Raw genomic sequence first — 19,666 nt, 5'->3', positions numbered from 1 at the left:
AAACCATGGCACTAACATATTCACTTGAACAACTTTTAAGAAGTATAAAAGATTACAAAGCATCGGATTTGCATCTTAATGTAAATGCTGAACCGATGCTAAGAATTGATGGTAAATTAACACCTCTAAACCTTCCTAAACTTACTAAAGAAGATGTAATTGAGCTTTGTTATTCTGTTTTAACCGAAAAACAAAAGGCTGCATTAGAAGATCAATTAGAACTTGACTTTTCTTTTGAAATTCCAAAAGTTGCGAGATTTAGGGCAAATTACTATTTTGAAAGAGAAAATTTAGCTGCTGCATACAGAATTATTCCTGAAAAACCTTTTACATTGGAAGAACTTCACGCACCCTCAATATTTAAAAGAATAGTAAGAAGGGAAAAAGGGCTTATTCTTGTAACGGGTCCAACAGGAAGCGGTAAATCTACAACACTTGCAGCAATGATAAATGAAATAAACGAAACTTTTTCAAAACATATTATTACAATTGAAGATCCTATTGAGTTTGTGCATGAGCATAAAAAATCACTTATTTCCCAAAGAGAAGTCGGAAGAGATACAAAAGCGTTTTTAAACGCTCTAAGAGCTTCACTTAGGGAAGACCCGGATGTAATCTTAATCGGGGAGATGAGAGATAAAGAAACTATCGGTGCGGCAATTACTGCGGCTGAGACAGGTCACCTTGTGTTTGCAACATTGCATACCAACTCAGCAGTTCAGACAATCAACAGAATCGTAAACGTTTTCCCTGCAAACGAACAGGATCAGATAAGAACTCAGCTTTCAATGGCAATTTTAGCAGTTATTTCACAAAGCTTACTTCCTAAAATAGGAGGAGGTAGAATTGCCGCTCATGAAATTATGATTAATAACCCAGCAATTGCAAACCTTATTCGTGAGAATAAAATTCCTCAGATTTATTCGCAAATGCAGCTTAATCAAGGTGCAACCGGAATGCAGACTATGAACCAGGTTCTTGCTGAGTATGTTAGACGCCATATTATAGATAAAGAAACTGCAATGGCTTATACAACTAAACCGGAAGAGCTTAGAAAACTTATAGGTGTATAATGAAGTTAAAAGTGAAAAATGAAAAGTGATCAACTGAATAAGGATGTATTGGTATCCTCATATGATTATAACCTTCCGGAAAATTTAATAGCCAAATATCCCGTAACTCCCCGGGATAGTGCTAAACTGCTTGTATATAATAGAAAAACTGACAAAATTACACATACTATATTTAGAAATATACTTGATTTTGTAGGTGATTCGCATTTTATATTTAACAATACAAAAGTTATAAAAGCAAGAATTTTCGGAACTAAAGAAACAGGTGGAAAAATTGAACTTCTTTTAAACAGACCATATAAAGATGGCTATCTTGTTTATATAAGAGGTAAGGTTAAATCAGGGACAAAACTTTATTTTGATAAGGGTTTAATGGCTGAGGTTGTGGAACTGCTGGATGATGGAAGCAGGGTGGTGAAGTTTAAAGTGAAAAGTGAAAAATGTAAAATTGAAAAAGAAATTGATTTTTTACATCTAGTAAAAATACTTGAAGAAATAGGGCATGTTCCGCTTCCTCCATACATAAAAAGAGAAGATGAAAAAATAGACGAAAAAGAATACCAGACGGTATTTGCAAAAAAAGAAGGTGCAGTTGCCGCTCCTACTGCAAGTTTACATTTTACGGATGAACTTTTAAATAAGATAGAAAAAAAATCATATCTAACCCTGCATGTTGGAGCCGGAACGTTTAAACCTGTGGATGTTGAAGATATAAGAGAACATAAAATGCACAGTGAATTTTTTGAAATACCGGAAGAGACTGCAAGCGTTCTTAATAGTAGTGAAAAGATAGTGGCAGTCGGGACAACTGTTACAAGAACTGTGGAATATTTCGCAAGGACAGGTAAACTTTCAGGCGAATGTGATCTGTTTTTAAATCCTATAAATCCGCCAATTAGAGTAAACCATCTGCTTACTAATTTTCACCTGCCAAAATCTACACTTATTATGCTCGTAGCGGCATTTATTGGTAGGGAAAAAACTCTTGAACTATATGAAGAAGCCATAAAAAAAGAATACCGCTTTTACAGCTACGGAGATGCAATGCTCATTATATGAGTTTACAATGAAGAGTAAAAAGTGAAAAGTTTAAATCACTTTTCACTTTAAGTTTTTAACTTTCAACTATCTTATCTACCCACATGGTAAAACTGAATTCATCAAGTGCTCCCATGGCTCTGTCAATTTCAACTCCATCTTTAAGAGCCACGATTGTAGGGATACTCCTGATTCCAAACTGCATAGCTGCTTGTTGGTTTTTATCTGTATCAACTTTTACAAATTGTGCTTTTAGAGGAAATTCATGTGCCACTTTTGAAAAAATTGGTGCAAACATCTGACAAGGGCCGCACCACTCGGCCCAAAAATCAATTATTACCGGAACTGATACAGAGTTTATTATCTTTTGAAATTCATCATAGTTATCAAGTGAGATTGGTTTGTTATCCAATAAATTACCTTTACATACTCCACAAACAGCTTTTTTATACTCATCTTTTTTAGGTAATTTATTTAAACTTTTACAATGTGGACATGCAATAACTATATTACTCATTTTTACTCCTTTATCAAAAAACTTTAGTGTTATTATATAAACTTTTATATCAATTGTCAAATAAATCTGATATAATTACAACAATAAACTATTCATAAGGAGATAAAATGTTCGGATTAAAAAAAGAACTTAAAAAATATGATTTAAGCGATGTGGAAAAATATCAGTATGCCAAAATAGTAACCGATAAAGGCGATATCTGGGTAAAACTTTTTCCTGAAGCTACACCTAATACAGTTGCAAACTTCGCACATCTTGCAAAAGAAGGTTTTTACGACGGACTTAAATTTCATAGGGTAATTCCCGGATTTATGGCTCAGGGAGGATGTCCTAATTCTAAAGAGGGGGCAAAAGGAATGCCTGGGACTGGAGGTCCGGGATGGGCGATAGAATGTGAAACAAATGCACCTAAGCAGGTGCATAAGAGAGGAAGCCTTTCAATGGCACATGCCGGAAAAGATACGGGTGGCAGTCAGTTTTTTATTTGTTTTGCGGATTGTCCACATCTTGATGGAGTTCATACGGTGTTTGGCGGTATAGAAGAGGGTGATGAAGAGAGCTTTAAGGTTTTGGATTCAATTAAGAAAAATGATGAAATAAAAACTATAAAAATTTATGAAAAAAGGGATTGATGTTTTACTAAGTGACAGCTTTTAGGCTGCCACTTTATTTAGTTATATTCAATTATATGTTAAAAAATTATGAATTAAGTTTTTTAAAATCATTTATCTGATATCAACATATTATATAAACTAATTAAAATTTAAAAACATCGATAGATTATTCTCATATTTACCAAACTTTACAAAAGCTATCCCGTTTATCTATAGTGCCTGACACTAAATATTTATCGATTGTTTAATTTTTATTTATCAATGCATATTAATACACAGGAAGTTTTAAGCATGTATACATTTTTAATAAAGAAGAAAAAGTTAGAGTTTGATGATTTTAGCTCCGTATCCTCCCATATGCGGAGGTGCGTCGTGAAACTCTTTAACAAGTGGATGATTTTTCAGAAGCTCGGTAATTCCTTTTGCAAGTATTCCTTTACCCATTCCGTGATAAATCCATACTTCTTCAAGCCCCGCAAGTGCTGCGTTATTTAAATACTCTTCCGTTTTTTCAAGAGCTTCTTCCAATCTCATCCCGTGCAAATCAAGCTTAATATCGACTTTTTGTGGTTTAGGTTTGATTATTTGGGTTTTTGTTTTTTTAGGCAGTCTGTAAGGCTCAAGGCTGTTTTTAGGAATCCATAGTTTTTTGCCGTCTATTTCAACAAGGGCATTTTTGCCTTTTATATCGAGTATTTCACCTATACTTGTAAAGTATTTAACGCTGTCTCCCACTTTAAACTCTTTATTAATTTCACTTTTTTTGACTTTTATGTTTGATCTGATTTTGTTTGCTTCATTCAGCGCCCTGTGAGCGTCTTTTACAGATTTTGCCCTAATGGCTTCTTTTGCTTTTTTAATAGCTTCGTTGTATTCTTTTAAAAGGCGGTTTTTTTCTTTTTCGATGGTTTTGTTAAATTCCTCTTTTTGACGGATTAGAGATTCTTTTAAAAGTTTTACGTCTTCAAGTTCGCTTTCAAGTTCTTTGATTTTTTGTTTCTGTTCAAATTCAAGGGCTGCTGATTTTTCAATTAAAACGTCTAATTTTTCGAGGTCGTCTGAATATTCTTTTTTGGCTTTTTCTATGATGTTAAACGGAATTCCGTATCTTTTTGCTGTTTCAAATGCGTAGCTTTTACCGATAGTTCCTTTTATAAATTCATATGTCGGCTTTTGGTTTTTTTCATCGTATATTGCTGCCAGCAGTTCCACTTCTTCGTTTTGGGCAAGAAGCGTTGCGAGGCGTTTGTGGTGGGTTGTGATGACTATTCGGTTTTTTTTCATAATCTCTTCGATGATCACCTTAAATAAACTCGCCGCTTCGTTTGCGTCAGTTCCGAGTTCTATTTCATCCACACCTATAAGGTAGTTTTCTTTAAAAAACACTTCTTTAAATTCCTTAATTCTTCCGGCAAACGTTGAGATGTCGTTTTTAACGTTTTGAGGGTCGTCAATTATCGGCTTAATATCTTTAAAAGACGGAATAATTGAATTTTCCCTGATTTTCATAGGAAGCAGGTGTTTTGCCATATATGCGCTAGATAAAATTGATTTTAAAAGCATAGTTTTACCCCCGGCGTTTACACCAGTAATAATCAGCACCTGCTTATCCCATTCAAGGTTTATAGGTTTGCATTCATTTAGGGCAGGGTGGCAGAAGTTTTTCAGCACCATTTTTTTGGTTTTACTCGGCAGTATAAATTCAAGATTTTCGTTTTTAGCCATAAAAATACGTGCCTGGATGTGATCGAATTTGTCAAATTCGCGATTTATAAATTCCAAAAACTTTGTCCATTTTCTTAAGCGGTTTGAAAACTCTTTTGCAATTTCATATAGTATCTCTTCTTTTTGGCTTTTGAGGTTGTCTTCTTTTTCTTTGAGTTTTTCAATGGTTTTCGGGAAGATATAAAAAAATCCACTTTGACTTCTTCCTAGAATTTCGGCGTTTATTACTTTATTGTATCCGCCTCTGACAAGAAGTGTTTCTTCACCTCCCTGGACGTGTATTTGTTTGTCTACCAAAAACGGCTCAAGTTTTTTCGAATTTATGTATTTATATAACTGCTGACGGATCTGTGATTTTAGCTCTTTTATACGCTCATTTATTATATCAAGTTCTTCAAATCCTATAACTTCGCCTTTTTTGTCGTAGTGTTTGTCGATTTCTAAAATATCCTGTGGTATTTCTATTTTGTCAAACCATTCGGAAAGGTCTTGCCATTTTCTGCTTTTTAAATAAATAAAATAACGCACTATCTTTAAAAATTCAAAAATCTGATCATGTTTGAGAGTTCCGAATTTTTTAAGATGCATTATTTCCGTATCAAGATTTTTTACGGCGGGAGGTGCGTTAAAATCTTTGTTTTGGAGTTTTTGTAGATGTTTGTAAGTGGTTTCAATACTTCCTTGAATTTTATAATCTTTTTCCCTGGCAAAAAGGGAGGTTAGTCTGTTTATATAATCTGTTAAATCGAGTTTGTTTATCATCTGTTACCTTACAAAATTTATATAATCGTTTTTATAATTAACGTAATTTTCGGCGTTTTTGTATATGTTTGCCACTTCTTCGTCGGTAAGTTCTCTTACGACTTTGGCCGGACTTCCGAGTATCAGGCTTCTTGGTGGAAATTTTTTTCCACCCGTAACGAGCGCACCGGCTCCTACGATCGATTCGTCTCCGATTTCCGCTCCGTCAAGGATAGTGGCGCTCATTCCTATTAAACACGCATTTCCGATTTTACATCCGTGCAGCATTACTCTGTGTGCTATCGTTACGTCATCGCCTATAATAGTCGGAAAGCCGTCGCCGATTTTCTTTTCTTTTTCGTAGTGTGTTACATGTATCATACTCATATCCTGAATGGACGTGCGCTTTCCTATCTTAATGTAATGCACATCCCCTCTTATGACACACCCGAACCATACACTTGAATCTTCTCCTATTTCCACATCTCCTATAATATCGGCACTCGGTGCAATCCATGCGGTCGTGTGTATTTTCGGAAAGTCTTCTTTATAGCGTAAAATCATAATTCGCCTTTTTTGTTGTAATTATATCAAAGGATATGTGTGGCTGAAATTGATAAACAAAAAGAAAAAATTGAGGAGATGTAATGAGATATGTAATCAATTTAATGATAATGGCAACAATAGCCGTTTTTAGTGTATTTATTATTTTTAAAGACAAACATCCTAAAACTAAAAATAACTAACGCATCTTTTTAAGCTCTTCAATCTTGTCTCTTAGCATTGCCGCTTTTTCAAATTCAAGGGCTTTTGCAGCCTCATTCATTTCTTTACGCAGTTTGGCGATAATTGCCTTTTTCTCTTTGGCTGGGATTTTATTTTTGTTTTTCAGCTCTTTTGCAATAGCTTCATATCCTTCTTCTTTTAGGGATTTATCAAGTTTTCTTATTGTGCTTTTAGGTGTGATTCCGTGCTTTTTATTGTATTCTTTCTGTTTAATACGTCTTGTGATGGTCGTTTTAATTGCTCTATACATTGAGCCGGTAATTTTATCTTTTATTTTTTCTAAAACTTCTAAATTATCATCAAGTATTACAGGTTCTTCAATTTTGCCTGCAAACATCAAAACCCGCCCGTTTACATTCCTAGCGGCTCTTCCCATAGTCTGAATAAGGCTTGTTTCGCTTCGCAAAAATCCTTCCTTGTCTGCATCAAGAATAGCCACCATACTGACTTCCGGTAGATCAAGGCCTTCTCTAAGAAGATTGATACCGATTAGCATATCAAATTCACCTGAACGAAGTCCTCTTATTATTTCATTTCTTTCCACTACGTCGATGTCGCTGTGCATGTATTTAACTTTCAGTCCCATTTCAAGGTAATATTTTTGAAGCTCTTCAGCCATTTTTTTTGTGAGGGTGGTGACTAAAACTTTTTCGCCTCTTGCAATTACTTCTTTTGCCCTGTCGTATAATGTCGCCACCTGATTGCTGCTAGGTAATATTTCAACTATCGGATCAAGCAGACCTGTCGGACGGATAATCTGCTCGGCAACGCATGTTGATATTTCAAGCTCGTATTCCCCTGGTGTTGCAGAGACGAAAAGATAATGAGGTGCTTTATTTATAAATTCGTCAAACTTATAAGGCCTGTTGTCAAGTGCACTCGGAAGTCTGAAGCCGTATTCCACCAGCACCTCTTTTCTTGCCCTATCTCCATTATACATACCTCTGAACTGAGGAAGTGATACGTGGGATTCATCTACTATGACAAGATAAGGTTTTCCTTTTATTTCGAAGTAATCAAGCAGTGAATATGGCGTTTCACCGGGCTTTTTTCCGGTTAGATGTCTTGCGTAGTTTTCTATTCCTTTGCAAGTCCCAGTAGTTTCAAGCATTTCAAGATCGAATTCCGTTCTTTGTTTCAGGCGCTGGTATTCTATTATTTTCCCTTCTTTTTCAAATTCTTTGAGTCTCTCTTGAAGTTCTTTTTCAATAGATTGAATTGCCTCTGCAAGGCGGTTTTGTCCTACGATAAACTGGTTTGCGGCGTAAATTGTGATTTCTTTTAAATCCTGCAGTTTTTCGTTTGTAATATAATCAATCGTATAGATTCTGTCGATTTCATCACCGAAAAATTCAACCCTAATTACGTCGTCTTCAAAATATGTAGGGAATATATCTATTAATTCCCCGTTTACCCTGAAATTACCCCTTTCGAAATATTTATCGTTTCTCGTATATCCCATTGATAATAAACGCAGCATAAACTCTCGCTGGTTTATTTCATCACCTACGGCAATTTTCGCCACCATTTTTTTGTATTCAATAGGGTTTCCCAAACCATACAGCGCCGATACGGACGCAACGACTATAACATCGTCGTATTCTAAAAGAGAAGCTGTTGCACTAACTCTTAACCTTTCAAGTTCGGCGTTTATGGAAGAGTCTTTTTCAATAAAAAGATCCTGTCTTGGAAGATAGGCTTCTGGCTGATAATAGTCATAGTAACTTATAAAATATTCTACATGATTATTTGGAAAAAACTCTTTAAATTCAGAATATAACTGAGCTGCTAATGTTTTGTTGTGTGTTAGAATAAGCGTCGGAATCTGAAGTTTTTGAATAATATTTGCCATTGTAAATGTCTTACCGCTTCCGGTTACACCTATTAAAGTATTATATCTGTTTCCTTCTTTTATGCAGTTGCTTAATTTTTCAATAGCCTGAGGCTGATCGCCTGTTGGTTTGAAGTTGGAATTTAGTTTAAACAAATTTCTCCTTTTTATTATAATTATATCAAAAAGACTTTTAAAGCTAAATAACGAGTGAAATATAAATTTCAACCTTTAAATTATGATAAAATTCATAAAAACAAACTTTTAATAAAAGGTAGAAAATGGATTTATTGAGTGTATTAAATGAAAAAATTGACAATTTATTAAAAAATTACGAAGAATTGCAAAAAGAAAATCAAAATTTAAAATTGGAACTAGAAAATACAAAAGAACTTTTAGCTCAAAAAGATACCGAACTTTTAGAATGCAAAGAACAAATGGCACTTAAAGAAATTGAGCTTGAAGAAGTTGTGAGTAAAATTGAAGCAATTCTTGGAAAATGAAAAAAATATCCCTCTCAGTCTTAGGTGAAAAATTTGAAATAGAACTTGAGGATGAGTTTTTTGAATTCGTTAAAGAAGATTTGCTTAAAATACAACATCCAACACCCAAAGAGCTGTTGTTTTTGATATTAAAAAATAAAAAAGAACTTTTTGAAAAAGATAAAAAAATTAAAAATTTAATTGAAAAAATAGATCAAAGAGGAAAATAATGAAAATAGCTTTTACAATGTTGGAAGTGATTTTTGTTATTGTAATTTTAGGTATTTTGGCAGGTATCGCAATGCCTAGATTTTTTGCGGTTGGACAGCATGCTCACGAAGCAGTTTTAATATCTTTTGTAAGAACGCTAAATAGAACAACTGGGGAAGATATGTGGGCCAGAAGCATACATGAAGGTAAAAACGGAAGTATAAAAGATTTAAATACTACAGAAGGTGCAGCGTTTTTAAGTCAATATATAACAATTCCGAAAGAAATCAATTCCACTTCTATTAATTTAAAAAATTGTGGGACGAATGAATATAAAACCATAATGCAGGCAAATTCTGAAATTGCTGGAAAAGAATACAACATAACCTGCAAAGACGGGACAGCAAAAAGTGCGCCTTATTTTCGTTTAATACGGATTGATGATAATGAAACATTAGTAACCCGTGACTAATATGACATGAAAGTGATATTTATTAAAATAATATTAATTTTTTTTAAAATAATTGACAACATTTCAAAAATATATGCTATAATTGTAATAAATAAAAACAAAGGAGTTTAAATGAAAAAAGCGTTTACGATGATTGAACTTATTTTCGTTATTGTTATTTTAGGTATTTTAGCAGCAGTTGCACTTCCAAAATTCCTTGGTGTTGCACAACAAGCACATGAAGGTAATCTTAAAGGATTTACTGGAACATTAAATAGAACAGTTGCACCAACATTATGGAGTGATTCAATTACAAATGGAAATAATGGGAGTATAAAAAATACTACTGAGTCATTAAGTACTTTTGTGGATATTCCAAAAGAAATACAAGGAAGTTCTAATACAGGAACATTTGCAAATTGTGATAACAATACATCAAATACTTTAACTGCATTTGCTGTTTCTAATACACAAGTAACAGGTAAATCTTATGAAATTTTTTGTAGAGATGGTAATGCAACAACTGCACCATCATTTATATTAGTTGATGCAAGTGTTAACCCATATAAATGTATTGCTGGTCCTTGTGGTAATTTTGATATAAATGGTACTACAGTAAAACCTAAATAAAAGAGCTGTCTATCCAGCTCTTATTTTTTTATTAAAAGGTAAAGTATGAGAAAATCTTTTACGATGATGGAACTTATTTTTGTAATAGTTGTAATAGGAATTCTTGCCGGTGTTGCAATCCCGAGATTGTTTACAGGTGTAAGCGATGCCGAGATTGCAAAAGTTAAAACGGACGTAGCAACAATAAGAACCGCTATTTCTACAAAATACGGAAAAAACGTAATGGAAGGGAATGATGTATGTCCCGCGTTAGAATCTTCTACTACTGATAATCAGCTGTTTGAAGCTATTTTGACTTATCCTATAAAAAGAAATACCGGAACCGTTAAATGGGATGGAAACGGGACTGATTATAATGTAACAGTAGATGGAAATGTTATTACGTTTAAATACAAAAATACTACCGCTGATAACTGCAAGTTCGAATGTCAGTCAAACTGCGACAAAATAGGTGAATGAACTATTACGACATAGCTGTTATAAATACTCCAAATATATTTACCTACCAATATGAAAAAAACCTAAAAAGCGGCGATGTTGTTGAAATTGAAGTAAGAAACAGAAAAACATTGGGTTATGTTCTAAAAAAAGTAAAAAAACCTTCCTTTGAATGCAAAGACATTATTTCAAAAGTTTATTCATTTTCCTCTGAAAAACAAAAAATCATAGATTTTATTTCAAAATATTATTTTGCACCTGTCGGGGAAGCGGCGGGACTATTTTTTATGAGTGAAAAGTTAAAAGTGAAAAATGAAAAATTGCATATAAGTATTGATATTAATTTAACAGGTAAACAAAAAGAGGCTTTGAAGTTTTTAGAAAAAGAGGATGTTTCGATTCTTTTTGGGGATACCGGAAGCGGTAAGACGGAGATATATATTAAACTTATAGAAGAAGTGCTAAATAACGGCAAACAGGCGCTTTTTTTACTTCCTGAGATTGCGATAACCTCACAGATGGAAAAAAGACTTAAAAAATATTTCGGAAGCGCTCTTGGGATATGGCACAGCAAAATTACCAAAAAGAAAAAACAGGAAATCCTCTCAGGCATTGCAAAAGGTGAAATAAAAATTGTCGCCGGTGCGAGAAGTGCTTTGTTTTTGCCTTTGGAAAAACTTGGCTTAATAATAGTAGATGAAGAGCATGACGACAGCTATAAATCAGAACAGATTCCAAAATACAACGCAAAAGATTTGGCAGTCTATTTCGGCAGGGTTTACAATGCTAAAGTCGTCCTTGGGAGTGCAACGCCTCTGATAAGCGATTTGTATAAATTTCCTCATTACAGATTAAAAGGAACTTTTTACAATACAAAGAAAACAAGATATTTCAGAAGCAGTTTTGATGAATTTACAATAAACAAAATTAAAAATACACTTAAAAACAATAAACAGGTGATAATTTTTCTTCCGACGCGAGCCAATTTTAAATATATGATATGTGCCCATTGCGGCAAAGCTGTTAAATGTAAACACTGCGACGTAGCAATGAGCGTGCATAAAAATAAAAGGGCTCTTGTATGCCATTACTGCAATTATACGATGCATATTCCCTCAAATTGCGAATATTGCGGAAGCAGTGAATTTATAAACGAAAGAATAGGCACCAGCGAATTTCAGGAAGTTCTCAAAAACCTGTTTCCTGACGCCGTTATAGAAAAATTTGACAGGGACATAATTACTTCAAAAAGCAGAATAGATAAACTTTTAAAAAAATTTGCAAATAAAGAAATAGACATTTTGGTAGGCACCCAGATGTTAAGTAAAGGGCATGATTATCCGGATGTTGCTTTATCAATTGTGCTTGATATAGATTTTGTGCTTAACAGCGCGGATTACAGGGCAGGTGAAAGGGCTTTTGCCCTGGCACGCCAGGTTGAGGGAAGAGCCGGAAGGAAAGAAGACGGCGAAGTTATAATCCAGACTCTTAACCCGGAATTTTTTGACAGAAATTACGAAGAGTTTTACGAAGAAGAAATAGAAAACAGAAAAATGCTCGGATATCCGCCTTTTAACAGGCTTATAAAAATAGAATTTCAAGACAGGGATAAGAACAAAGCCAAAGAAAAAATGGAGAGATTTCTAATATGTCTCGGAAACAGAGAGGAAATTGTAGGAAGCGGAGAAGCACCGATATTCAAGATAAAAAACATATACCGATATCAGGTTTTGCTTAAGGGAAAAAACCTCCATAAACTTATTTATCCTTGCGTAAATCTTAATGAAATGAAAATAGATGTTGACCCGGTCAGTTTTGTTTGACAATAATTACTAATTTTATTTTAGTTGACAATATATTGTCAAAAAGAAAAAAATGAAAGCGGTTCTTTATTCAAATGCGAGAAATAATTTAAGAAATATAATAAACGATGTCAATGAAAATTTTGAAGAATATATTATAACACGAAAGACAACAAACAGGCTGTTTTAATATCTTATGAAGAATACATTGCAATGAAAGAAACAATGTATCTTCTTTCATCCAAAAACAACAGACAAAGACTTCTTAAATCGATCGAAAATATTGAGAATATGAAAATAATCAAAAAAGATATTTAATGATTATAGGTTTTTCCAATGAGGGGTGGGAAGATTATGTTTATTGGCAGAAAAACGATAATAAAATATTAAAAAGAATAAACGATTTGATAAAAAACATTAAAAGAAATTCATATAATAAAAACGGACTTGGAAAACCTGAGAGGCTCAAAGCCAATTTAAGCGGATATTATTCAAGAAGAATAACATCCAAGCACAGACTTTTTTATACAATTAAAGAAGAGCTGTTAATTATTGTGCAGTGCAGATATTATTACTGATTAAGCTCTTCTGGGTTTACCGCCACTTTATAGTTAGGGTCGTCTTCTTCGTAAGTGCAGTAAGGTCCTGCGACTTTAAGCAGTTTTTTACACTCGTCACTCAGATGTCTGATTGTCAGTTTTTTGCCATTTTCGAGGTATTTTTTGGTGATTTTGTCTATCGCTTCAACGCCGCTTGCATCTTTTACACGGACGTTTTTAAAATCCATTACCACTTCTTCCGGGTCGTTTTTAACGTCAAAACTTTCAATAAAGCTTTTAGCACTTCCGAAAAACAGAGGCCCTTCGAATTCATATATTTTTCTGTTACCTTCCATTTTTGTTTTGAAATACACTTTTGCATGTTTCCATGCAAATACAAGTGCGGAAATTATTACACCGCTTATTACCGCAACTGCCAGGTCGGTAAAGATTGTAATTAATGTCGTGGCTATTAATACAAACGCGTCTTCTTTTGGCATTCTTTTGAGTCTGTCAAAACTCGCCCATTCAAACGTGGCAATACTAACCATAAACATAATTCCAACAAGTGCGGCAAGTGGAATCTGTTCGATATAATTTGCAAGCGCTACGACGAATAAAATTAGAAGTATTGACGCAAATGCCGCGCTTAATCTTCCTCTTCCGCCGGAAGTGTAATTGATTACACTCTGTCCTATCATTGCACAACCGGCCATTCCGCCAAAAAGTCCGCATGTTGCGTTGCCGGCACCAAGGGCAATGGCTTCTTTGTTTCCGTTTCCTCTCTCACCGCTCATTTCTTCCAATACTTCAAGTGTAAGAAGTGATTCTATTAGCCCTACAAGTGCCATTATCACGGCATAAGGAAGGATGATTTTTAGAGTTTCCAGATTCAGCGGAGCAAGCGGCAGGTGAAAATGCGGAAAACTACCGCTTATATGTGCCAAATCGCCTATTTTTTTCGTATCGAGGTTAAATATCAAGACAAGCGCTGTAATCGCAATAATGGCACCAAGGCCTGATGGAATCGCTTTTGTGAATTTGGGTAAAAACCACATAATAGCCATTGTAAGGGCTACTAAGATATACATTATATAGCTTTCACCTTTAAACATCGGAAACTGAGCCATGGCTATAATAATCGCAAGTCCGTTTACAAACCCGTAAACAACAGGCATGGGTACAAGGCGTATAAACTTTGCAAGTTTAAAAACGCCTACAAGTATTTGAATAATTCCTGCAAGCACTGTAGCCCAGAAAAGGTATTCAACACCATGGCTTGCAACGAGTGAAACCATCACAACGGCAACGCTTCCGGTTGCACCGCTTATCATTCCGGGTTTTCCGCCAAAAAGTGCGGTTATAAGTCCTAATATAAATGCTGTATAAAGTCCTACAAGCGGTGATACGCCTGCAATGATACTAAAAGCAATTGCTTCCGGGACCAGTGCAATTGCAACTACTGTTCCGCTCAGTAACTCGTTTTTTGTGTTTTTTGCGTTATAATTTTGTAATATTTTAGAAAACAAGTATAATCCTTTGAAAATTTTTAAGGCGGAATTATAACATATAAGGTTGGTTAAGTTTTGAAGTTAATTAAGTTTCAGAAGTTTATTAAATTGATGTGATTTATTTACATATAAAATTAACTAACCCTAATAACCATAAAAACCTTAATTAACTCTAACAACAAAATAACTTTTAAAGGATCTAAATGTTTGAAAAAAGAGGCGAATATTTTACCAACAAAGACGAAAAATTTTTAAAAGAATCCGATTTTATTATATTTTGGAACGAAAAACCGAAAAAACTTATTAAAAATTATGCGGTTTTGGGAGGCATGGACGAACATTCAAAAGTGGACATTCCAAGGGCCGATAAAAATCTTGCCCTTTTACTTGCAAGACTTGCGTATGTTTTTGAGATATACGATGAAAATCTTAAAGATACGGATGAATTTGAAGATTTTGTGGATATATTAAAAGGTGTGAGGGTAAAAACACAGATTAAAAAACATCTCACGACTCTTGAAGAAGTAAGCGGTGTTTTGTATTTAATAGATTCTTCAGAAAAAGTGAGTATCATTTTAGGTGATGTGGAAGATGAAGAGATAGAAGCAGTTATAAGTTTTATGAAAATGCTGGGGGATAAAGTGGGAATTTTTACTAAAAAAGATATAAGTGATTTTGATATAGAGTTTTACGAATAAGGAGAAAAAATGCAGTATTTATTAAATACATATTCAAGATTTGACGTTTTGTTTGAAAAAGGTATGAGTGCCACTTTGTGGGATAAAAACGGAGAAAGTTATATAGATTTTACAAGTGGAATCGGGGTTGTAAGCGTAGGTCATGGAAATGAGAGGCTTGCAAACGTAATATGTAACCAGGCTAAAAACATAATTCATATATCAAACCTTTACAGAATCGAACCTCAAGAAAAACTTGCAGAAGAGATTGTAAAAAAAAGCGGGATTGAGGGAGGCGTATTTTTCTGTAACAGCGGTGCGGAAGCAAACGAAACTGCTCTTAAGATTGCCAGAAAATACGGTGAAGTAAATGGAGAAATAAAAAGATATAAGGTAATAACGCTTGAAAATTCTTTTCACGGAAGGACCATTTCAACATTAAAAGCAACCGGTCAGCCTAAATTCCATCAGTATTTCGGTCCTTTTCCCGATGGGTTTACTTATGCCAAAGACATAGCAGATATTGAAAATAAAATAGACGATAAAACGGTTGCGGTTATGATTGAACTTATTCAGGGGGAAGGCGGTGTTAATCCTTTTGATAAGGACGAAATTCAAAAACTTGCGGAATTTTTAAAAGAAAAAGACATTTTACTTATAGTGGACGAAGTCCAGACTGGAATTTACAGAACAGGTGAATTTTTGGCAAGCAATTTGTATGAGATTAAGCCGGATATCATTACGATGGCAAAGGGTCTTGGAGGCGGCGTTCCGATTGGTGCGGTGCTTACTACGCTTACCGATGTATTAAAGCCGGGTGATCACGGAAGCACGTTTGGCGGTAACTATCTTGCCACTGCCGCTGCTTTGGAAGTTATTAAAATACTTGATGAAGAAAAAAGAAACGGAAAGCTTTTAGAAACTATAGAATATTTTGAAAACAGACTTTTGGAAATAGCAAAAGAGTATCCTGAAATATTTGAAAGCGTAAGCGGTTACGGGCTGATGAGGGCGTTAAGAACGAAAAATTCGGAAATTAGAGATAAAATAGTAAAAAAAGCTTTTGAAAACAGGGTGCTTGTATTAAAAGCAGGAACTCATTCGGTAAGGTTCCTGCCGCCTCTGACAATTACTAAAGAAGAGATTGACGAAGGTTTTGAAAGACTTAAAATTACACTAAACGGCTTGGAGAGTTAAATTGAAACATAAAATATGTGCTTTTTTATTATTACCTGGATTGATGTTTGGTAACAATTTGTTAAATGATCTTAAACAGCAAGAATTAAATTACGATAAACAGCAGACTTTTCAAGAAAGTAAAGATACTGAAAAATCATGGATTAATCCTATTATTTTAAAATATACATACTCAAAGGACAATACATTAGGGGATATAAAAACTACCAATAAAACATTCAGTATTAGCGTTAATCAGCCGATTTTTAAATCTGGTGCAATTTATTACTCAATCAAATATGCAAAACATTCTAAAAGTTTTAATGTTTTAAATATCGAACTTAAAAAAAGAGAATTAATCAAACAGGCACTTGATTTGGCTTATGATTATAAAATTGCAAAATTGTCTCAAAAAATCATTCTTTTAAATATATCAAATACAAAAATAGATATTCAAAAGAAAAAAGAAGAGTTTTTAAACGGGGTAGGTGATTCTACCCTTCTAAACAATGCAATATTGCAGCTGAATAATTTGAAATTAAATCTTGAAGATATAAAATCAAATTTAAATAATTTAAAATATTCATTTAAAAATATTTCATCTTTAAATATAGAAAATGTAAAACTTCCTTTTTTTAAGCTTATTTCCAAAGATAAATATATTAATTCCAATTTGGAGTTTTTAGCCCAGAAAAAATTAAAAAAAGTTAAATACGATTTATATAAAATGCAACTGGGAAATCAATTGTTAAGCGTAAATATAAACGGATCACTTAATTGGCAAAATATTGATTATTCACAAAACACTATCCAGTTTCAAGATAGTAAAAATGATTATTACAGATTTGGATTTAGTATTACGCTTCCTATAAGTTTTAACGCTGTAAATAAGATTCAGCAAACTAAAATAGATTATTTAAAATCTCAAACAATGATAGAAGATAAAAGACTGGTTTTAAATAATTTGTATCAAAATACCATTAGTCAAATTAAAACACTTGATAAAAAAATTAAAATATATAAAGAGAATATTAAAATATATGATGATTTGATTACTTCAACATTGGATTCTATCCAGGCGGGAAACGCAACCGAACTTGATTTGAAAATTTTACAAAATTCAAGAAAAACAAGTATTATAAACATTGAAATTTTAAAACTAAAAAAACAAAAACTACTACTTTCACTCTATTATAAACTCAGTAATTGGGATTATAAGTAATTAAAGTTAGTTAAGGTTATTAAAGTTAGTTAAAGTTATTGATGTAGTTGAGGTTGTTGAGGTTAGTTAAAGTCTTGAAGTAGTCAATTAGATTAATACTACCTTCAACAACTTAACAACCTTAATAACTTTCTTAACTAACTAACTAACTAACTTAATAACTTTACCAATCTTAATAATTCCATTAATTAAATAACTTTTTTGTAACACCCCGTAACACTGAATTAAAATTCACACTTAAATTATCTTATTTAATATAAGTTTTCGTTATAATTATCAATATTATATAGACTAAAGGAGTGATATGAAAGTTGATGTATTAATCGTAGGTGCAGGTGGTGCCGGACTTTATGCCGCACTTAGCGCTGCAGAAGAAGCGAAAGGAATGGAAATAGCCGTTCTTACTAAAGTTTACCCAACTCGTTCACATACAGGGGCTGCTCAGGGTGGTGTAAATGCCGCACTTGCAAATGTAGATCCGACTGATAGTGAAGAATTACATACTTTTGATACTGTAAAAGGAAGCGATTATTTGGCTGATCAAAAAGCTGTAAAATATATGTGTTATGAAGCACCTAGAATTATTAGGGAAATGGAACATATGGGAGTGCCTTTTAGCAGACTTAATAATGGTAAAATTGCTCAAAGACCTTTTGGTGGTGCAAGTAAAGACAGAACATGTTACAGTGCCGATAAAATGGGGCACGTTATGCTTCATACTTTATACGAGCAGTGTATTAAACACGACATCAAATTCCTTAATGAATGGTTTATGCTAAACATCGTTCATGACGGACAAAGACTGCAGGGTGTTACTGCTATTAATATAGCTACCGGTGATATTCAGTTTATTCACGCAAAAGCTGTAATTTTAGCTACAGGCGGTCATAGCAGAATTTATTGGGGATATACTTCAAATGCGCTTGGATGCACGGGTGATGGGACTGCAGCGGCACTTAGAGCCGGGCTTCCTCTGAAAGATATGGAATTTTTACAATTTCATCCTACGGGACTTAGAAAATCAGCTATTTTAGTATCAGAAGCAGCGAGGGGTGAAGGTGGTCATCTTTTAAACAACAAGGGTGAGAGATTTATGAGTAAATATGCTCCTGAAAAAATGGAACTTGGACCAAGGGATTTGGTTTCTAGAAGTATAATGACTGAAATTAGAGAAGGCAGAGGGTTTAAAGATGAAGAAGGAAGAGAATACGTTCATCTTGATTTAACTCACCTCGGGGCTGAAAAAATAAAAGAAAGACTTCCGCAAATTAGAGAATTAACTATTGATTTTGAAGGAATTGACCCTATTAAAGAACCTATTCCGATTAAACCTACAGCTCATTATGCAATGGGCGGTATACATACTGACGTAAGATGTGAAACACCAATAGCTGGAGTATATGCTGCAGGTGAAGCTCAATGTGTTAGTGTTCATGGGGCTAACAGACTTGGAGGAAATTCACTTTTGGATATTGTAGTATTTGGACACGTTGCAGGAAAAGAAGCAGTAAGATATGCAGAAGGAACTGACTTTGCAAAAGGCGGAGAGAGCAAACTTCAAGATGACGTTAAATTTATTCAAGAGCTGTTTGATAGAGAAAGCAAAGAAACCTTGGGTGATCTTAGAGACGAACTTGGTGAAATTATGTTTAGACATTTTGGTGTGTTTAAAAATGAAAAAGAGATGCAGGAAGGATATGAAAAACTTAAAAATTTAATTGACAGAGCAAATAAAAATCTTGCAGTTGAAGATAAATCTAAAGTATTTAATACTGATTTACAAAGTCTTTTAGAATTTTATAATTTACTTGAAATTGCAGATGTATTGGCCTATGCTTCACTTCAAAGAAAAGAAAGTAGAGGTAGTTTTTACAGGGATGATTATCCGAAAAGAGATGATGAGAACTTTTTATATCACTCAATGATTACTAAAAATGCTGATGGCAGCTTTAAATATGAAAAAGGTGAAGTTGATTTAAGCCTTTACGAACCGGCTGAACGTAAATATTAGAAGTTGCCAAAGTTCCAAGTTCCAAAGTTCCAAGTAATTTCTTAGAACTTGGCAACCTGGAACCAGGTTACTTAACATGGTCTCCCGGGCGGGATTCGAACCCACGACCTTCGGATTAGGAATCCGACGCTCTATCCGACTGAGCTACCGGGAGCAGGCATAATTATACCAAATATTTTATAAAGGATTTGA

Annotated in this window: 21 protein-coding genes and 1 tRNA gene; 16 read left to right on the top strand and 6 right to left on the bottom strand. The window is 33.9% G+C overall.

Annotation, left to right across the window (positions count from 1 at the left end; all coding sequences use genetic code 11):
• Positions 1–5: 5 nt before the first annotated feature.
• Together ACYQ19_RS02240 and queA are read left to right on the top strand one after the other, a co-directional pair.
• On the top strand, positions 6–1,073 hold the full coding sequence (locus tag ACYQ19_RS02240; protein ID WP_459977801.1) for a type IV pilus twitching motility protein PilT: 1,068 nt from the start codon (positions 6–8) through the stop codon (positions 1,071–1,073).
• A gap of 18 nt (positions 1,074–1,091) precedes the next feature.
• A complete protein-coding gene (queA, locus tag ACYQ19_RS02235) occupies positions 1,092–2,132 on the top strand; it encodes a tRNA preQ1(34) S-adenosylmethionine ribosyltransferase-isomerase QueA (protein WP_459977800.1) in 1,041 nt (346 codons plus the stop codon).
• A gap of 55 nt (positions 2,133–2,187) precedes the next feature.
• On the opposite strand, the gene trxC is transcribed toward queA, so the two are convergent.
• On the bottom strand, positions 2,188–2,628 hold the full coding sequence (trxC, locus tag ACYQ19_RS02230; protein ID WP_459977799.1) for a thioredoxin TrxC: 441 nt from the start codon (positions 2,626–2,628) through the stop codon (positions 2,188–2,190).
• Between the two features lie 107 nt (positions 2,629–2,735).
• Between trxC and ACYQ19_RS02225 the strand changes: the two genes are divergently transcribed.
• A complete protein-coding gene (locus ACYQ19_RS02225; RefSeq protein WP_459977798.1) occupies positions 2,736–3,260 on the top strand; it encodes a peptidylprolyl isomerase in 525 nt (174 codons plus the stop codon).
• 303 nt (positions 3,261–3,563) lie between these two features.
• Here ACYQ19_RS02225 and ACYQ19_RS02220 read toward each other — a convergent pair whose 3' ends face one another.
• The 3 genes from ACYQ19_RS02220 to uvrB all read right to left on the bottom strand — a co-directional run bounded on the left by ACYQ19_RS02220 (position 3,564) and on the right by uvrB (position 8,481).
• The gene (locus ACYQ19_RS02220) at positions 3,564–5,729 is read right to left on the bottom strand and encodes an endonuclease MutS2 (protein WP_459977797.1); all 2,166 of its coding nucleotides are present in this window, start codon (positions 5,727–5,729) and stop codon (positions 3,564–3,566) included.
• 3 nt (positions 5,730–5,732) lie between these two features.
• A complete protein-coding gene (locus ACYQ19_RS02215) occupies positions 5,733–6,272 on the bottom strand; it encodes a gamma carbonic anhydrase family protein (protein WP_459977796.1) in 540 nt (179 codons plus the stop codon).
• Positions 6,273–6,450: 178 nt separating this feature from the next.
• Positions 6,451–8,481 (bottom strand): excinuclease ABC subunit UvrB, encoded by a 2,031-nt coding sequence (uvrB, locus tag ACYQ19_RS02210; protein ID WP_459977795.1) that lies wholly within the window; start codon positions 8,479–8,481, stop codon positions 6,451–6,453.
• Between the two features lie 125 nt (positions 8,482–8,606).
• Here uvrB and ACYQ19_RS02205 point away from each other — a divergent pair, with 125 nt between their 5' ends.
• The 9 genes from ACYQ19_RS02205 (at position 8,607) to ACYQ19_RS02165 (ending at position 12,916) form a co-directional block, all read left to right on the top strand.
• Entirely contained in the window at positions 8,607–8,828 is a 222-nt protein-coding gene (locus ACYQ19_RS02205) for a hypothetical protein (protein WP_459977794.1), read from the top strand.
• Positions 8,825–9,037: a hypothetical protein gene (locus ACYQ19_RS02200; RefSeq protein WP_459977793.1), complete on the top strand. Its 213-nt coding sequence runs from the start codon at positions 8,825–8,827 to the stop codon at positions 9,035–9,037. Before ACYQ19_RS02205 ends, ACYQ19_RS02200 begins: the two co-directional genes overlap by 4 nt.
• Positions 9,037–9,489 carry a type II secretion system protein gene (locus ACYQ19_RS02195; RefSeq protein WP_459977792.1) on the top strand — a complete coding sequence of 151 codons (453 nt, stop codon included), beginning with the start codon at positions 9,037–9,039 and terminating at the stop codon, positions 9,487–9,489. The genes ACYQ19_RS02200 and ACYQ19_RS02195 overlap by 1 nt, the downstream gene beginning before the upstream one ends.
• A gap of 111 nt (positions 9,490–9,600) precedes the next feature.
• Positions 9,601–10,098, top strand: a complete 498-nt coding sequence (locus ACYQ19_RS02190) for a type II secretion system protein (RefSeq protein WP_459977791.1) — start codon at positions 9,601–9,603, stop codon at positions 10,096–10,098.
• Positions 10,099–10,143: 45 nt separating this feature from the next.
• The gene (locus ACYQ19_RS02185; RefSeq protein WP_459977790.1) at positions 10,144–10,557 is read left to right on the top strand and encodes a type II secretion system protein; all 414 of its coding nucleotides are present in this window, start codon (positions 10,144–10,146) and stop codon (positions 10,555–10,557) included.
• Positions 10,554–12,359 (top strand): primosomal protein N', encoded by a 1,806-nt coding sequence (locus ACYQ19_RS02180; RefSeq protein WP_459977789.1) that lies wholly within the window; start codon positions 10,554–10,556, stop codon positions 12,357–12,359. Before ACYQ19_RS02185 ends, ACYQ19_RS02180 begins: the two co-directional genes overlap by 4 nt.
• A gap of 52 nt (positions 12,360–12,411) precedes the next feature.
• Positions 12,412–12,528 carry a type II toxin-antitoxin system prevent-host-death family antitoxin gene (locus tag ACYQ19_RS02175; RefSeq protein WP_459977788.1) on the top strand — a complete coding sequence of 39 codons (117 nt, stop codon included), beginning with the start codon at positions 12,412–12,414 and terminating at the stop codon, positions 12,526–12,528.
• 23 nt (positions 12,529–12,551) lie between these two features.
• Entirely contained in the window at positions 12,552–12,656 is a 105-nt protein-coding gene (locus tag ACYQ19_RS02170) for a hypothetical protein (protein ID WP_459977787.1), read from the top strand.
• Positions 12,656–12,916 carry a Txe/YoeB family addiction module toxin gene (locus tag ACYQ19_RS02165; RefSeq protein ID WP_459977786.1) on the top strand — a complete coding sequence of 87 codons (261 nt, stop codon included), beginning with the start codon at positions 12,656–12,658 and terminating at the stop codon, positions 12,914–12,916. Before ACYQ19_RS02170 ends, ACYQ19_RS02165 begins: the two co-directional genes overlap by 1 nt.
• On the opposite strand, the gene ACYQ19_RS02160 is transcribed toward ACYQ19_RS02165, so the two are convergent.
• On the bottom strand, positions 12,910–14,406 hold the full coding sequence (locus ACYQ19_RS02160; RefSeq protein ID WP_459977785.1) for a SulP family inorganic anion transporter: 1,497 nt from the start codon (positions 14,404–14,406) through the stop codon (positions 12,910–12,912). The two genes, ACYQ19_RS02165 and ACYQ19_RS02160, sit on opposite strands and share 7 nt — an antisense overlap.
• A 185-nt stretch (positions 14,407–14,591) precedes the next feature.
• Between ACYQ19_RS02160 and ACYQ19_RS02155 the strand changes: the two genes are divergently transcribed.
• The 4 genes from ACYQ19_RS02155 (at position 14,592) to ACYQ19_RS02140 (ending at position 19,474) form a co-directional block, all read left to right on the top strand.
• Positions 14,592–15,086: a hypothetical protein gene (locus ACYQ19_RS02155; protein WP_459977784.1), complete on the top strand. Its 495-nt coding sequence runs from the start codon at positions 14,592–14,594 to the stop codon at positions 15,084–15,086.
• Between the two features lie 9 nt (positions 15,087–15,095).
• Positions 15,096–16,262, top strand: a complete 1,167-nt coding sequence (locus tag ACYQ19_RS02150) for an aspartate aminotransferase family protein (protein ID WP_459977783.1) — start codon at positions 15,096–15,098, stop codon at positions 16,260–16,262.
• A 43-nt stretch (positions 16,263–16,305) separates the two neighbouring features.
• On the top strand, positions 16,306–17,463 hold the full coding sequence (locus ACYQ19_RS02145) for a TolC family protein (RefSeq protein WP_459977782.1): 1,158 nt from the start codon (positions 16,306–16,308) through the stop codon (positions 17,461–17,463).
• Between the two features lie 304 nt (positions 17,464–17,767).
• A complete protein-coding gene (locus ACYQ19_RS02140; RefSeq protein ID WP_459977781.1) occupies positions 17,768–19,474 on the top strand; it encodes an FAD-dependent oxidoreductase in 1,707 nt (568 codons plus the stop codon).
• A 77-nt stretch (positions 19,475–19,551) separates the two neighbouring features.
• Here the strand turns inward: ACYQ19_RS02140 and ACYQ19_RS02135 are convergent.
• Positions 19,552–19,628 (bottom strand) — tRNA-Arg (locus tag ACYQ19_RS02135).
• Between the last annotated feature and the right edge of the window lie 38 nt (positions 19,629–19,666).

The organism is Nautilia lithotrophica (assembly GCF_054656815.1).
The sequence above is the reverse complement of the archived record's forward strand: the minus strand, read 5'-3'. Positions and strand labels throughout refer to the sequence as shown.

Excerpts from the sequence above, each read along its gene's own strand:
- ACYQ19_RS02205 (WP_459977794.1), top strand. The coding sequence starts at position 8,607 with ATGGATTTATTGAGTGTATTAAATGAAAAAATTGACAATTTATTAAAA.
- ACYQ19_RS02200 (WP_459977793.1), top strand. The coding sequence starts at position 8,825 with ATGAAAAAAATATCCCTCTCAGTCTTAGGTGAAAAATTTGAAATAGAA.
- ACYQ19_RS02225 (WP_459977798.1), top strand. The coding sequence starts at position 2,736 with ATGTTCGGATTAAAAAAAGAACTTAAAAAATATGATTTAAGCGATGTG.
- trxC (WP_459977799.1), bottom strand. The coding sequence starts at position 2,628 with ATGAGTAATATAGTTATTGCATGTCCACATTGTAAAAGTTTAAATAAA.
- ACYQ19_RS02155 (WP_459977784.1), top strand. The coding sequence starts at position 14,592 with ATGTTTGAAAAAAGAGGCGAATATTTTACCAACAAAGACGAAAAATTT.
- ACYQ19_RS02240 (WP_459977801.1), top strand. The coding sequence starts at position 6 with ATGGCACTAACATATTCACTTGAACAACTTTTAAGAAGTATAAAAGAT.
- ACYQ19_RS02170 (WP_459977787.1), top strand. The coding sequence starts at position 12,552 with ATGAAAGAAACAATGTATCTTCTTTCATCCAAAAACAACAGACAAAGA.
- ACYQ19_RS02145 (WP_459977782.1), top strand. The coding sequence starts at position 16,306 with ATGTTTGGTAACAATTTGTTAAATGATCTTAAACAGCAAGAATTAAAT.
- ACYQ19_RS02150 (WP_459977783.1), top strand. The coding sequence starts at position 15,096 with ATGCAGTATTTATTAAATACATATTCAAGATTTGACGTTTTGTTTGAA.
- ACYQ19_RS02140 (WP_459977781.1), top strand. The coding sequence starts at position 17,768 with ATGAAAGTTGATGTATTAATCGTAGGTGCAGGTGGTGCCGGACTTTAT.
- ACYQ19_RS02175 (WP_459977788.1), top strand. The coding sequence starts at position 12,412 with ATGAAAGCGGTTCTTTATTCAAATGCGAGAAATAATTTAAGAAATATA.
- ACYQ19_RS02190 (WP_459977791.1), top strand. The coding sequence starts at position 9,601 with ATGAAAAAAGCGTTTACGATGATTGAACTTATTTTCGTTATTGTTATT.
- ACYQ19_RS02220 (WP_459977797.1), bottom strand. The coding sequence starts at position 5,729 with ATGATAAACAAACTCGATTTAACAGATTATATAAACAGACTAACCTCC.
- ACYQ19_RS02195 (WP_459977792.1), top strand. The coding sequence starts at position 9,037 with ATGAAAATAGCTTTTACAATGTTGGAAGTGATTTTTGTTATTGTAATT.
- queA (WP_459977800.1), top strand. The coding sequence starts at position 1,092 with ATGAAAAGTGATCAACTGAATAAGGATGTATTGGTATCCTCATATGAT.
- ACYQ19_RS02180 (WP_459977789.1), top strand. The coding sequence starts at position 10,554 with ATGAACTATTACGACATAGCTGTTATAAATACTCCAAATATATTTACC.
- ACYQ19_RS02185 (WP_459977790.1), top strand. The coding sequence starts at position 10,144 with ATGAGAAAATCTTTTACGATGATGGAACTTATTTTTGTAATAGTTGTA.
- ACYQ19_RS02215 (WP_459977796.1), bottom strand. The coding sequence starts at position 6,272 with ATGATTTTACGCTATAAAGAAGACTTTCCGAAAATACACACGACCGCA.
- ACYQ19_RS02165 (WP_459977786.1), top strand. The coding sequence starts at position 12,656 with ATGATTATAGGTTTTTCCAATGAGGGGTGGGAAGATTATGTTTATTGG.